General features: G+C 30.3%; 14 protein-coding genes. 5 read left to right on the plus strand and 9 right to left on the minus strand.

The window, feature by feature from the left end; genetic code table 11:
* Positions 1–2 precede the first annotated feature (2 nt).
* The gene (locus ABIN73_06070; protein ID MEO0269287.1) at positions 3–464 is read right to left on the minus strand and encodes a periplasmic heavy metal sensor; all 462 of its coding nucleotides are present in this window, start codon (positions 462–464) and stop codon (positions 3–5) included.
* Between the two features lie 95 nt (positions 465–559).
* Between ABIN73_06070 and ABIN73_06075 the strand changes: the two genes are divergently transcribed.
* Entirely contained in the window at positions 560–1,600 is a 1,041-nt protein-coding gene (locus tag ABIN73_06075) for a polysaccharide deacetylase family protein (protein MEO0269288.1), read from the plus strand.
* Positions 1,561–2,124, plus strand: coding sequence for an orotate phosphoribosyltransferase (locus ABIN73_06080; protein MEO0269289.1), 564 nt, complete (start codon positions 1,561–1,563; stop codon positions 2,122–2,124). Before ABIN73_06075 ends, ABIN73_06080 begins: the two co-directional genes overlap by 40 nt.
* On the opposite strand, the gene ABIN73_06085 is transcribed toward ABIN73_06080, so the two are convergent.
* The 8 genes from ABIN73_06085 to ABIN73_06120 all read right to left on the minus strand — a co-directional run bounded on the left by ABIN73_06085 (position 2,117) and on the right by ABIN73_06120 (position 9,493).
* Positions 2,117–3,148, minus strand: a complete 1,032-nt coding sequence (locus ABIN73_06085) for a kelch repeat-containing protein (GenBank protein ID MEO0269290.1) — start codon at positions 3,146–3,148, stop codon at positions 2,117–2,119. The genes ABIN73_06080 and ABIN73_06085 overlap by 8 nt on opposite strands.
* A 52-nt stretch (positions 3,149–3,200) precedes the next feature.
* Positions 3,201–4,205 carry a prenyltransferase gene (locus tag ABIN73_06090; protein MEO0269291.1) on the minus strand — a complete coding sequence of 335 codons (1,005 nt, stop codon included), beginning with the start codon at positions 4,203–4,205 and terminating at the stop codon, positions 3,201–3,203.
* Positions 4,206–4,209: 4 nt separating this feature from the next.
* Entirely contained in the window at positions 4,210–4,896 is a 687-nt protein-coding gene (locus ABIN73_06095; protein ID MEO0269292.1) for a hypothetical protein, read from the minus strand.
* On the minus strand, positions 4,893–5,714 hold the full coding sequence (locus tag ABIN73_06100; GenBank protein ID MEO0269293.1) for a hypothetical protein: 822 nt from the start codon (positions 5,712–5,714) through the stop codon (positions 4,893–4,895). The genes ABIN73_06095 and ABIN73_06100 overlap by 4 nt, the downstream gene beginning before the upstream one ends.
* A complete protein-coding gene (locus ABIN73_06105) occupies positions 5,711–6,322 on the minus strand; it encodes a hypothetical protein (GenBank protein MEO0269294.1) in 612 nt (203 codons plus the stop codon). The genes ABIN73_06100 and ABIN73_06105 overlap by 4 nt, the downstream gene beginning before the upstream one ends.
* Positions 6,319–7,098, minus strand: a complete 780-nt coding sequence (locus ABIN73_06110; GenBank protein MEO0269295.1) for a DUF6754 domain-containing protein — start codon at positions 7,096–7,098, stop codon at positions 6,319–6,321. Before ABIN73_06110 ends, ABIN73_06105 begins: the two co-directional genes overlap by 4 nt.
* A gap of 1 nt (position 7,099) precedes the next feature.
* Positions 7,100–7,384: a hypothetical protein gene (locus ABIN73_06115; protein ID MEO0269296.1), complete on the minus strand. Its 285-nt coding sequence runs from the start codon at positions 7,382–7,384 to the stop codon at positions 7,100–7,102.
* A 108-nt stretch (positions 7,385–7,492) separates the two neighbouring features.
* Positions 7,493–9,493 (minus strand): elongation factor G, encoded by a 2,001-nt coding sequence (locus ABIN73_06120; protein MEO0269297.1) that lies wholly within the window; start codon positions 9,491–9,493, stop codon positions 7,493–7,495.
* 199 nt (positions 9,494–9,692) lie between these two features.
* Here ABIN73_06120 and ABIN73_06125 point away from each other — a divergent pair, with 199 nt between their 5' ends.
* The 3 genes from ABIN73_06125 to ABIN73_06135 all read left to right on the plus strand — a co-directional run.
* Positions 9,693–12,935, plus strand: coding sequence for a helicase-related protein (locus ABIN73_06125; protein ID MEO0269298.1), 3,243 nt, complete (start codon positions 9,693–9,695; stop codon positions 12,933–12,935).
* On the plus strand, positions 12,932–13,243 hold the full coding sequence (locus tag ABIN73_06130; GenBank protein ID MEO0269299.1) for a nucleotidyltransferase family protein: 312 nt from the start codon (positions 12,932–12,934) through the stop codon (positions 13,241–13,243). The genes ABIN73_06125 and ABIN73_06130 overlap by 4 nt, the downstream gene beginning before the upstream one ends.
* Positions 13,244–13,290: 47 nt before the next feature.
* A partial coding sequence (locus ABIN73_06135) for a hypothetical protein (GenBank protein MEO0269300.1) occupies positions 13,291–13,527 on the plus strand: 237 nt, incomplete at its 3' end.

Raw genomic sequence — 13,527 nt, forward strand, 5'->3', positions numbered from 1 at the left:
AATTAATTTTTCCACAACATCTTTCTTTCTCTATCTCTTTCTCTTCTCATTTCTCTTAATTTTTCTCTTATTTCATTAAATCTTTTATTGCCAAGTTTATCGTAAACTTTCTTAAAAGCTTCAATCTGTTTGATTCTAAGATTCTTGTTAAGTTCTGCCAGTTCTTCTATCAATTTTTCAGCTTTATTAAAATCAATTTTTTCAGATTGCATAACTTCTTCCAGTTCAATCTCTTTGATTCTTATTTCTGATTTTATTTTTTCAGTTTCCTTTTCTAAATTAAAATAGAGGTTTTTAAAAAGTTCCGCTTCTTCCTTTGAAAGCCCTATATTTTTCTGAACATAACTATCAAGTGCCAAAACTCTTATAATTATTTCAGGATTTCTTTTTAAAAACATCCTTTTTAAGAATTCACCCTGTTCTGGTTGAGATATCAAGATTATTAAAGGTATTAAAGATTTCATATAAATTCTCCTTTTTATTTTAAGGGGTTTGAACCCTGAATTAATATTTGACGCAATTTAATTAAAAGTGGTTCATTTTTTATAATTTATTTCTGATGAAAAAAGAAAGAAAAAGATGTGAAAAACATCCTGAAAGATTTCTTACAAGAAAGTGTTTTAGGTGTAAGAAAGAGATATGTTCTAAATGTTCCATTAAAAAATACAGACATTATTTTTGTTCTAAAAAATGTATTTATTTATTCCTTTTTGAAAATTTTAAAAAGAAAAGAATTTATAAAGAACCTCTCTCTTACCCTTATATTAAAATTATTTTTGTTTCCTTTATACTATTATTTTTTATTTCAATTTATTTTCTTTATAAAAAACCAGTCATTGAACATAAGGATTTCATTTTAAAAAAAATTTACATAGGAGAAAAATACTATCATCCTTTTTTTGATGGCTCAATTGTAAGATTCAAAACTCAAAAAAAGGAAATCTATATTACCTTTGATGGTGGAAGTTTTGCACAGAGGGCTGATGTGATACTTAATATTTTAAAAAAATATAAGATAAAAAGTTCCTTTTTCCTTACAGGTGAATTTATGGAAAAATTTAAAAATGTTGTCCAGAAAATTATTTCAGATTCCCATGAAGTTTTAAATCACACATACTCCCATCCACATTTTACTACCTATGAAATTAACAAAAAAAACCAAACAATTAAAGGTTTATCACCTGAAATGATATTTGGAGAGCTTTTCAAAACTGAGGAATTATTTGAAAAAATAACTGGAAAAAAGATGGAATTTATATGGAGATCCCCCTATGGTGAGGAAAACGCTGAAATAAGAAGATGGGCAAGCAGGCTCGGTTACATTCATGTAAGGTGGACCTATGATTTCCTTGACTGGAAAAGTGTAAGGGATTATAGGGAAAGGTTTGAAAATTTTAAAAAAATAGAAGATAAAAGAGGTTATATTTTACTTTTGCATCTTGGTTCCCCTGAAAATGACACCTTAGAATACAAAATTTTTCTTGAAAATTTAATTAAAGAATTAAAAAAGGAAGGTTATCAATTTAAAAAAATATCAGAAGGAATAAAGGAGGAAATTTTATGGAACCAAAAGATATCCTTGAAAAACTTGAGGTATTAAAAAGAGGGCATTTTCTTTTAACAAGTGGAAATCACTCCGATATTTATTTTGAAAAATACAGGATACTATCATATCCTTTTTACCTTCAAAAATTACTTGAATTTTCTCTTGATTTCTTAAAAAAAATTGAATTTGATGTGATACTCGGTCCTTTTACAGGTGGTGCTATAATTGCGGAGATTTTAGGTCTTATGTTAAATAAAAGAGCAATATTTGCAGAAAAGGAAAAGGAGGAATTTGTTATAAGAAGAGATTTTTCAATAAATTTTCCTGCAGACGGAATTATAGTTGATGATGTTATAACAACAGGAGGTTCCATTCAAAAAACACTTAAGGCAAGTGAAAAACTCTTAAATATTAAAGGTATTCTTGTTTTAATCGATAGAAGGGAGAAAGAAGAAGATTTTGGAATCCCCTTTTATGCAATTTATAAAGAAAAGGTAAAAATTTTTTCACCTCAGGATTGTCCCTTATGTAAAAAGGGAATCCCACTTGAAAGACCAGGAGGAAAAACTTCTATTTAATAACAATTATTTTTTTGGATTTATAACCTGATTTTAAAAAGTAAACACCACTTTTTTTAATTTCAATTCTTCCACCTGATATAGAGTATAACTTGCTATTTTCTTTTTTAGATAGATTTATATAATTATCTTCCCTTATGTCAACTGAAGGTGAAAATTCTTCATTTATATCAAGATAACCTGAATTATTTATCCCTCCAATTGCATAGAGTTTACCTCCTGAAAAATCACCTGAAAATTCACTTCTTGCTGTTGGCATAGCAAGACCAGTTTCCCAGGTATTTGTGAAAAAATTAAATTCTTCATTAATATTCAGGTATCCATTTCTATATCCACCTATTGCGTATATTTTAAAACCATCACACTTTGTCAAAAGGAAAGCCCGCGGTGTTGGCATATTTATTCCATTAGACCAGGTATTATTAGAGGGGTCATAAATTTCAATTTTGTTTAAATCACCTGTTCCATTTTTTCCTCCTATTACATAAATTTTTCCATTATATACACAGGCACCAAAATATGCTCTTGGTGTTGGCATTGGAGCTTTTATACTCCATGTGTTTGATGAAATTGAGTATTCTTCATTTATTGATAAATACTGGCTACCGTTGAATCCTCCAATTACATAAATTTTTCCATTTAGATAAACAGCAGCAGCACCTTCCCTTGCCTGGTTCATAGGAGCTTTTGTTGTCCATGTATTTGTTACTGGATTATATTCTTCGTTTATTTTTAAATAAGAGCCATTAAACCCACCTATTGCGTAAATTTTATTCCCGTCTGATACAAGAACAAATCTTTCCCTTGGTGTTGGCATAGAAGTTTTTGTTTCCCAGGAGTCTGTTACAGGGTCATAAACTTCATTAGTTCCAAGAAAACCCGTTGCATTTCTACCACCTATTACATAGATTTTTCCATTAAGTTCTACTGCACCATGACCTTTTCTATTAACTGTCATTTTCGTTTTTGTCTGCCAGATTTCAAAGAAAATTAGAAAACACAAAAAACCTTTTATTAAGCTCATAGAAGTATTATAATCAATTTAATAAAAAAATACAATACTACAAAAAAATATTTTAAAATTTAAGAACTTTAATAATAACTTCAAAAATTAAACCTAAAATAAAAAAGTAACCAAATTTTTTATTATGGTCAAAAGCAAAGGCAACAAACCATAATGGCCATACTGAGTCAGGATAAATTTCAGGTTTTGTTAAAGGTTTTGGCTTTAAATAAACTTTAAGGATTCTATCAAAAAACCATTTTAAAGAAAAAAGAACAATAAGCATTGTTAATCTGAAAAATCCAATTAATACAAGATAAATGGTTAATACATACTGTAAAGAAATTATTATAATATTTAAAATTCTCGCATTTTTTTCACCAATAATAACAGGTAATGTTTTTATACCTTTACTTTTGTCATCCTCATATTTATCAATATGCTTTCCAAATATAACACTCGTTGCTCCTAAACTGTATATAAAACTCATCAGAATAACTTTTATATCCCATTCTCCAGTGATTATATAATATCCACTCCCTATCATAAGTGGTCCCCATACTATTAAAACACTCAATTCTCCGAGTCCTATATATTTTAAAGGCCATGTATAAAATAGAATAAAAAAAGAACCTATTAAAACTAAAATTAATGCTTGAATTCCTTTTAAATATATAAAATAAATTCCCACTAAAAGCGAAAGTATACCTGTAACTATTACATATTTAAAAAATTCTTTTTTATCTAATAGATTATGTTCAAAGGGGTGAGGTCCGTATTGCGCCCTAAAGTAATTTTCCTTATCTACTCCTTTTATAAAATCTGTATAATCATTTAACATATTGTTTAAGGCATGGGCTAATACAAGTCCAATAGTTAATATAATCCAGTTTAATAAATCAAATTTATCATTTAAAAAAGTTAAAATGCCTACAATATAAGAAGGTATTAATGTAATAACAAAAACAGCTCCTCTTGTGAGAATTAACCATTTTGATATAACATCAAGTTTTTCCCATTCTTCTTTATCTATTCTCGGTATAACCCTCAGTGCTTTTATCCAGAAAGAAACATTCACGGGATTAAATCAAATGTATAAAATCATGAATTAAAAAGTAAAATCTACCAATCAAAAGAGCTATTCTTGCCATAACAGTATATCCAAAAGCTGCACCAAAACCTATCATTATGAATATAATCCCAATTTTTGAAAAAATCTTTAAAAAACCCTTATGTTCCTTGGAAAAGAAAAAGTAAGATAAAACTGTGAATGTTCCTATAAATATTATTAAAGAGTTAAAAAAGTATAAGGTATTAGAAAATTGGGGCAAAAAAGTGTCTTTTATCTGATCGAAAATTCTTGCCTTAAAGGTAGGATAAAGAGATAAACCTGCTCCAACTCCCATTAAAAAGGCAATAGGATACCTTATAAGCCATGAATGCTTGGGAAAAAGCAGAGAAAAAAATAAAAGTCCAAAGGTAAGGGGAATAAGATACATAACAAATGCAAAAAAGCTTGAAATTAAATTAATATCAGGAAATAACTGAGGCCAGATAATTTTATAATAAAAAATAGAAAATTTTTCTGAAAGTGGTTTTATTATAAATCTTAAAATAGCATTATGCCAGTAAATTGAAGCATAATAACCTGCTGAAACCCCTACAAATAAGTGTTCAGCAAATCTGTATACAGGATTATCCCTATATAAAAAGGAAAATATAGCAAGGGTTAAAAAAGCACTTATCCAAATCCAGGGATCAAGACTCATTTTTTAGTCCTCCTTTGCATGAAAAAGGCAATGTTGCCAAGTATAACAAGAAAGACCATTACAAAATTTGCAAGGGAAATTGAGTTCATCCCCTTTGTTGCAAGATCATAAGCCCTCAATAATTTCTCATACTCAGCAGCACCTCTCATTCCCCCTATTAAACCTATAAACTGTTTACTTCTGTAATAAGGATAAAGTTGAGCTGCCATAACAGCTGTTACTCCAGCTGCTACATTGGCACCATATCTTCCATTTGCGTAAACCATCCAGCTTTCTGGTATTGCTGCTCCTGAAATGCTTATAGCAAGTTTAATGTCACTATAATTCTTAACTCCATTAAAAGCAGGAATTTTATCAAAGGGATATCCAAAATAGTCAGATTTAAAAACATTCTTTATATCTTCACCAATTCCTAAAATTGTTGCAGCAATTGAAGGGAAATATCCAAGGAAAACAATATCCTCCCTTTCCTTTAATCCATACTCCTTGATTATTTTATTGTAAACATCAAGAGCAAACCCTGTTCCAGCAGGATATAGAGTCATTATATATATCCTCAGCTTTTTCTTTGCAAGATGCTTTGCAAGAACAAGAGATATCGGGTAACATTCTGGTAATACATCAGGTGAATAGTCAAAAGATAATATTACAGGTGTTCCTTCAGGCAGAGCTTCTATAAAATCATAAACATCCTGAACTGGTTTTAAAATATTTAAAGGTAAAGTAAATTTAAAAAGTAAAGGAAAGAAAACAGCAATTCCAATTAAAAGAAATATTAAAGCTCTCGGTATTTTAAGCAATCTTTCCCATATATTCATTCTAACCAACTCCTTTCAATTCCAAGCATTATTTTTAAAGATGTTGCAAGAATCCCAAGAGCTATACCAAGTGTTATGCCCCTTTGAGCAGCAAGATTTGGAACATCAAGAATCCACTGGGCAAAATAAGGGAGATTTTTTGATAAAACATCACCAAAGGAAGTAAGTCCTATCATTATAACAAATGCTGATAATAAAAGGAGAGCACTTTCAACACTTCTTGCTCTAAAAGCTCTATAGGCTGCAGAAGCCATATAAAAGGAAAGAAGGGAAAAGGTTGTTGCATTTAAAGGAACCATAACAAATTCATAAATTTTATCAAAAATTGAGCCCTTTCCTATACCAAAGAAAATACCAAGAATCATCATACCGTAAAGAGAAATGAGAGTAACAAGAGAGTAAAAAACATTTTTCCCTTTCCTCACATTTGTAAAATGTCTTCTTGTAAGTGATATAACAGCCATAATTATAGCCATTCCCTGAACTCCCTGAAACCATTCAAGGAGCAAGGTATAAACTGATTTAGAAAGAGGACCTGTAATAAAATATTGAAGGAATCCCAAAAGTCCTATAAAAAAAACAATAAAAAGTGGAAATTGTTTTTTCATTTGGGAAAAATAAAGTTTAAAATATATGATTTACCAATTAAACCGAGAAATCCTCCTAAAATTAGTAAAAATCCTATTATAAGCTTCATAAAATCCTGGGCTTTTATAGTTGAAACAAGCACAGGTTCTCCTGATAGATAAGCACTTGCAGCGTAAAACTCTTCTCCTATTAAAGTATAATCGCAGGATGTAACAAAAAAGGGGAGTTGTGTTATTGCATCTGTTCCCGCAATTTGAATTGCTCCAGTCGAAGCTCCTGTTTCAGCAAGTAAGAGAGATTCAGCCCAGAACATTCCCATAAAAAAATTTGTTGCGGTCTTTTCTCTTACCATTAAACCACAAACACTGGCAGCATATCCAAACTGGGAATCAGTAACATAGAATACAGAATCTTCTTTAAAAAGGTCAGGTCTCCCGATAGAAGTATAGGCCTGTTTTATTACCTCCTTTGCAACTGTATAAACAACAGGGTTTCTATTTGGGACTATGATATCAGTTTCATACTCCCCTGCTTTTTTTGCTACTCTTGATAAAATGTTTAGAGAAGCAATAGTTGCTACATCATCAATTGTAGAAAGTCCTGGAACATAAAGAATACTTCTTCCCATTTCTGTTGCCCTTCCTATTGCTTCATCAACTGCTTCAATTCCTGGTATTTTCCTTAAAAAAAGTTTTTCACCTTTCCTTGCTTTTGAAATAAAATAGAGAAGTAAAAAGGTATAAATTAATACTGAAATTAGAACAGATAATTTTTGAATATCAATTCCAATTTCCATTTTAATAAATTCTTTTTATTTCAACTTTATCCTTTATTATTTCAAATATTTTACCTTTATAAAATAAATCTATCTTCAATTTCAAATATTCTTTTGATTTTATTTCTTTTATATCGTAAACAGGGATTTCAAATATGTAATAATTTTTTTCCTTTTTAAAATTCACATTAAATTCAGAATCATCGAATAGAATTTTAATATTTTTAATTTCAGGTTCTTTTTCAAAAGTTCCTTTAATTTCTATATTACCCTTTATTTTTCTATGAAACTGAATTGGGACTGGCATTAAATTTATAAAAATTTGAACATTCAATTCAAAGTCATCAGGAAGTTTAACCTGCTTGGTGCAACTTATAAAGAAAGAAGAAATAAAAAGTATATTCTTTAGCAGAATTTATTCCTCTTTTTGTTTTTTTGCCTCTGCAATTATTTTCTGGGCAAGTTCTTTTGGAACCTCGTCATAATGGGAGAACTTAGCAAAATATACAGCTTTTCCCTTTGATATGGATCTTAAAGCACTTGAATATCCGTGAAGTTCTGCAAGTGGAACATAGGCTTTTATTTTTTGCTTTTTCTTACCATAAGGTTCCATACCAAGTATCCTTCCTCTTCTTGAGTTTAAATCACTCATTACATCCCCGGTTATTTCCTCTGGAACAATTATTTCTACTTCATAGATGGGTTCAAGAAGATAAGAATCAGCATTCATCTGAGCATCTCTGAAAGCCATTGAACCTGCTATTTCAAAAGCAAGGTTTGAAGAATCAACAGGGTGGTATTTACCATCATAAAGTTCAACCCTTACATCAATTACAGGAAAACCAGCCAGAACACCTGATTGCATCGCCTTTTTAATTCCAGTCTCAACAGCAGGTATAAAGTTAGAAGGAATTGCACCTCCAAAAATAGAATTTACAAATTCATATTCCTTTCCCCTTGGTAAGGGTTCAATTCTTATATTACATATTCCATACTGACCTCTTCCACCTGACTGTTTAACATATTTCCCCATTGCTTCTGCCTTTTTTCTTATTGTTTCTCTATAGGGAATTTTTGGTCTTGCCTGGGTCACCTCTACTCCGTATCTCCTTTTCATTTTAGAAACTATTACATTTAAATGAATCTCACCGAGACCCTCAACAATTGTTTGTTTTAGTTCAGGGTTATAATGAAATGAAAAAGTCGGGTCTTCTGCTGTTAATCTTTTTAATGCTTCTGATACTTTTTCTTCATCCTGTTTTGTTTTTGGAACTATAGCAACTTGAACACTTCTCCATGGAAATTCTATTTCAGGATAGATAACAGGATCATCAGGAGAGCATAAGGTATCATTTGTATGTGTATCTTTAAGTTTTACAATTGCTCCTATTTCACCCAGTTTAATTTCTGAAATTTCTCTTCTTTCCTTTCCGAGAACAGAATATAAGGAAGTTGTTTTTTCCCTTAATTCTCTTTTAGGATTTAAAAGTTCCATTCCGGATTTAATACTACCCCTGAATACCCTCACATAATTTATTTCTCCTAAGTGCGGATCACTCATTGTTTTGAAAATAAAAGCTACTGTAGGTTTTTCAGGGTCAGGCTCTATCATAACCTCAGTCCCGTCAATTTTTCTTCCCTTTCTTGGTGAAAATTCTTCATAGGAAGGGAAATATTCTGATAAAAATTCAATAAATTCATTTATTCCTTTCCCTTCTAATGAATCACCAAAAAATACAGGGACAATAAGGTTTTCTTTTATTCCCTTTTTTAAAGCTGATTTAATTTCGTTTTCAGAAATCTCACCTGTTTCAAGATATTTTTCAACAAGACTTTCATCGGTTTCAACAATTGATTCCATTGCTTCATCTTTTTCCTTGTTCCATTCAGAAGGAACTTCTTCAAAAATTGTTTTTACCCCTTGAAAGGAAGGTCCTTCCCCTAATGGGTATGTAAGAAGTATAAATTTTTTTTCAAAGGTATTTCTTAAGCCATTTAAAATCTCCTTTACATTTACATTCTCAGACTTCATCTTTGTTATAAAAACACAAACAGGGATATTCTTTTCAAAAATTTTTTCTCCGTAGATTTCTGTTCCAACTTCTATTCCTGCTCCTGCGTTAATGACAAGGCAAACAAGATCACATACATGGAGTCCAGAGAGGAATTCGCCTTGAAAATCAAGGAAACCGGGTGAATCGAGTAAGAATATTTTTTCTCCTTTATTTTCAAAATGGGCTATTCCAAGGTTAATTGTGATTCTTCTCTCTTGTTCTTCCGGGTCATAATCAAGAATGCTTGTTCCTTCATCAGTTCTTCCCAATCTGCTTGTGACTTTTTGGTTAAAAAGTATTGCTTCACATAGAGTGGTTTTGCCACATCCAGAGTGTCCTACAAAAAGGATAGTTTTGGCCATTATTTCCTTTTAATTTTTTACGGGATTGAACCGCTTTATATTCAAAAATAATTTTTAAAAGTAAATTATAAATTATAAATTAATTTAAAGGTTTAAAAAAAACCGTAAAGTAAATTTTATTTAAGTAAAGTCTTTTTTTGCCTTCATAATTTATTTTTCTTTATAATAAAGTAATTTTTGATAAATTGAAAAAAGTAATATGAAAGAAAATTTATCTTTAGATCAATCCTTTATAATCAATGAACCAGGGAAGACCCTTAAAGATAGGTTTGAGCAATTAATAAAAGATTGCAGGTTTTTTGACTCTCTCGTTGCTTATTTTTATCCAAGTGGATTTTATAAGTTACACAGGGCACTTGAAAACACTGAAAGAATAAGAATTCTTATTGGTATTGCTACATCTAAAGAGGCTTATGAATTATTAAAAGAAGCGAAGAAAGAGAATTCATTTTCTCATAAAGAGGTAAAAGAAAGTGTTGAAAACATAATAGAAGAGGAAATGGCTATTTCAGAAGATTCAAAAAATGTTGAGGAAGGAATTCAGAAATTTATTGAATGGATTAGAAATGGAAAACTTCAAATAAGGGCTTATCCATCGCAAAATATTCATGCAAAATTATATATTATCACTTTTAAAGAGGGGGATCGTGATATAGGAAGAGTCATTACAGGTTCAAGCAATTTTACTCAATCTGGACTTGTGGATAATTTTGAATTTAATGTTGAATTAAAAAATCCTGCTGATTATAAATTTGCAAAAGAAAAATTTGAAGAATTATGGAAGGATAGTGTTGATGTCTCCGAGAATTTTGTTAAAACAATAAATGAAAGAACATGGCTTAATCAAAACATTACCCCTTATGAACTTTATCTTAAATTCTTATACGAGTATTTTAGGGATGAATTGAAAAGAACTGATGAAATTTTTATAAAATATCAGCCTCCTGATTTTAAAAGCCTCAAATATCAAGAACAAGCAGTTTTAAATGCAAAAAAGATAATTGAAGAATATGGTGGAGTTTTCATTTCTGATGTTGTTGGACTTGGCAAAACCTATGTTGCTACAATGCTTGCAGGCCAACTTGATGGAAGAACTCTTGTTATAGCACCACCTGCTCTTATCAGCGAAAATAACCCTGGCTCATGGACGAATGTTCTCCGCGATTTTCATATTCCAGCTAAATGCTCGTCCATAGGGAAACTTGAAGAAGCTGAAGAATTTATAGAAAGACATGAGAATAGTGAGTATCCTGTAAAAAATATTATTATAGATGAGGCACACCGCTTTAGAAATGAAACAACTATAAGTTATGAAGAGATTGCAAAAATTTGTCGAAATAAGAGAGTGATTCTTGTTTCAGCTACTCCATACAATAATTCTCCAAGAGATATCCTTAATCAGATTAAATTATTTCAACCTGCACGAAAAAGCAACATCCCGGGTGTTCAAGATCTTGAAGAATTTTTTGGAAAACTTGAACAGAGATTGAAAAAAATTAATCGTGACAAAGAGTATAATGATTATCTTGAATTAACAAGAAAAATTGCCAAAGAGATTCGTGAAAAAGTTTTAAAATACATAATGGTTAGAAGAACAAGAAGCGAAATTGAAAAATACTTTAAAGAGGACTTAGAAAAAAATAAAATTAAATTTCCAGAAATAGAAGACCCAAAACCTCTTTATTATCAGTTAAATAAAGAAGAGGATGAAATATTTATGGAAACTGTCGAGCTAATAACCCAGAAATTCAAATATGCTCGTTATACCCCTTTACTATATTTTGTCAAGCCTATAAAACCCATTGAAGAGCAATCTCAGAGAAATATGGGCTCTTTTATGAAAGTTCTTCTTGTGAAGCGTCTTGAAAGCAGTTTTTATGCTTTTAGAAAAACTATTGATAGATTTATCCGTTCTTATGAGATGTTTATAAAAGAATATGAAAGAGGAAATGTATATATAAGTAAGAAATACATAAATAAAATTTTTGAACTTTTAGAACTTGGCGATGATGAAGCTATTCAAAAGCTTATTGATGAAGGGAAAGCTGAAAGATATGATAGTAAAGATTTTAGACCAGATTTTAAATTAGATTTGAAAAATGATTTAGAGATTTTAAAAAAGATAAAACCCATGTGGCAATCTATAAAAAGAGACCCCAAACTTGAAACATTACTTACTAATCTGAAAACAAATCCAATTTTAAAAGGCAAAAAAATCATCATTTTTACAGAATCAAAGGAGACAGCAGAGTATTTGACAGAAAATATTAATAAAGATTTAGGTAGAGAAATCGCCCTTTTATTCCATGGTAATTCTCCAGAGTATGTCAAAGATAAAATTGTAGAAAATTTTGATGCAAGGGCAAGAAACAAAAAAGACGATTACAGAATACTTGTTTCAACAGAAGTTCTTTCAGAAGGTGTGAATTTGCACCGCTCAAATATTGTTATAAATTATGATATTCCATGGAATCCCACAAGATTGTATCAGAGGGTTGGTAGAGTAAACCGCATTGACACACCCTTTGATAAAATTTATACATTTAACTTTTTCCCTACTACACAAGCAGATTCTGAAATTGAGCTTACAAAAATTGCTCGTTCAAAAATAGAAGCATTTTTAACTCTGCTTGGAGGTGATTCAGCGATACTTACAGAAGGAGAACCTGTATCTTCTCATGAGTTGTTTGACAAACTGCTTTCAAAAGAAACAATTATTGAAGAGGAAAAAGAGGAAAGCGAGCTTAAATATTTAAGAATTATTGAAGATATTCGAGATAAAAATCCTGAACTTTTTGAGCGGATTAAGCGACTTCCCAAAAAAGCTCGCTCCGCTAAAATATTTAATGAAAATCTTAAAGATATCGCAACTCCAGAGTCTTTAATCACATTTTTTAGAAAAGGGAAATTGATGAAATTTTTCTTATCAGATAAAAAAGAAAGGAAAACAGTTGAACTTGACTTTTTGACTGCTGCAAAAATTCTTGAAAGTTCACAGGATGAAAAGAGAGAAAAACTTCCTTTAGAAGACTACTATGAGCTTCTTGATAAAAATAAAAGTGCCTTTTTTAATGCCACTATTGAAGATGTAATTGAAACAAGACGAAAGGGTGGTTCTGATAGTGTTACAAAACTTCTTAGGATTCTAAAAACCACCCAAAAAAATAGTAAGAAGTTAACTGAAGAACAAGAGGAATATCTTAAAAAGGTGATAAATGAACTTGAAAAAGGGACTTTGCCAAAAAAGACAGTTCAAAAAACATTAAAAGCACTCCTCAAACTTAAGATTGATGAAATAGAGAATCCGTTAAAGGTACTTGGTATTCTACAAAAAGAGATTTCACCTGCATTTCTTAAAAGCCACTTAATAGAAAGTTCTTTTATTCCAGAAGGAAAAAGAGAAGTTATTTTGTCACTTTACTTAACTAATGAGGAAAGATGAATAAAAAAGTAAAAACATTGGAAGAAATAAAGATTATTTTAAAAAGTCTAAAATCTGAATTGGAACAAAAGTATAGAGTAAAAGAAATTGGTGTTTTCGGTTCGTGGGTGAGAGGAGAACAAAAAAAGAAAAGTGATGTAGATATTCTTGTTGAGTTTGAAGAAAATGCAGAGATTAGCCTTTTTGACTTTATTGAGATAAGGGAATATTTGAGCAAAAAAATAGGTGTAAAAGTTGATTTGGTTGAAAAAAAGGCATTGAAGCCTTATATAGGAAAAATCATTATAAAAGAAGTAGTCAAATTGTGAAGCGAGAAATAAGAGGTTACTTAAAAGAGATTGGGGTTTAAATAAAAATGAATAGAGAACAAGCAAAAAGATTAATTGTTGAGACATTTGAAAATTCCTTTGATAAAACTAAATTCATTTATTTTCTAAAAAATCTTCTCAAATATTATGAAGAAAATACCTTCTCCTATCAAGGCAATTATATTCCTGATCCATTTGAAAAATATATAGGTTCTTTAGAAAGGATTGGTAAATACACCCATGATGATAAAGAGATTGATTTGCTGATTGTGCAATTAAAAAGA

It is taken from the genome of candidate division WOR-3 bacterium (assembly GCA_039804025.1).
Classification (GTDB): Bacteria; Hydrothermota; Hydrothermia; order Hydrothermales; family JAJRUZ01; genus JBCNVI01.

What these genes read in the sequence shown, in the direction of transcription:
- ABIN73_06105 (MEO0269294.1), bottom strand. Translation starts at nt 6,322, where the DNA reads ATGAAAAAACAATTTCCACTTTTTATTGTTTTTTTTATAGGACTTTTG.
- ABIN73_06080 (MEO0269289.1), top strand. Translation starts at nt 1,561, where the DNA reads ATGGAACCAAAAGATATCCTTGAAAAACTTGAGGTATTAAAAAGAGGG.
- ABIN73_06070 (MEO0269287.1), bottom strand. Translation starts at nt 464, where the DNA reads ATGAAATCTTTAATACCTTTAATAATCTTGATATCTCAACCAGAACAG.
- ABIN73_06115 (MEO0269296.1), bottom strand. Translation starts at nt 7,384, where the DNA reads ATGCCAGTCCCAATTCAGTTTCATAGAAAAATAAAGGGTAATATAGAA.
- ABIN73_06110 (MEO0269295.1), bottom strand. Translation starts at nt 7,098, where the DNA reads ATGGAAATTGGAATTGATATTCAAAAATTATCTGTTCTAATTTCAGTA.
- ABIN73_06130 (MEO0269299.1), top strand. Translation starts at nt 12,932, where the DNA reads ATGAATAAAAAAGTAAAAACATTGGAAGAAATAAAGATTATTTTAAAA.
- ABIN73_06120 (MEO0269297.1), bottom strand. Translation starts at nt 9,493, where the DNA reads ATGGCCAAAACTATCCTTTTTGTAGGACACTCTGGATGTGGCAAAACC.
- ABIN73_06100 (MEO0269293.1), bottom strand. Translation starts at nt 5,714, where the DNA reads ATGAATATATGGGAAAGATTGCTTAAAATACCGAGAGCTTTAATATTT.
- ABIN73_06125 (MEO0269298.1), top strand. Translation starts at nt 9,693, where the DNA reads ATGAAAGAAAATTTATCTTTAGATCAATCCTTTATAATCAATGAACCA.
- ABIN73_06095 (MEO0269292.1), bottom strand. Translation starts at nt 4,896, where the DNA reads ATGAGTCTTGATCCCTGGATTTGGATAAGTGCTTTTTTAACCCTTGCT.
- ABIN73_06075 (MEO0269288.1), top strand. Translation starts at nt 560, where the DNA reads ATGAAAAAAGAAAGAAAAAGATGTGAAAAACATCCTGAAAGATTTCTT.
- ABIN73_06085 (MEO0269290.1), bottom strand. Translation starts at nt 3,148, where the DNA reads ATGAGCTTAATAAAAGGTTTTTTGTGTTTTCTAATTTTCTTTGAAATC.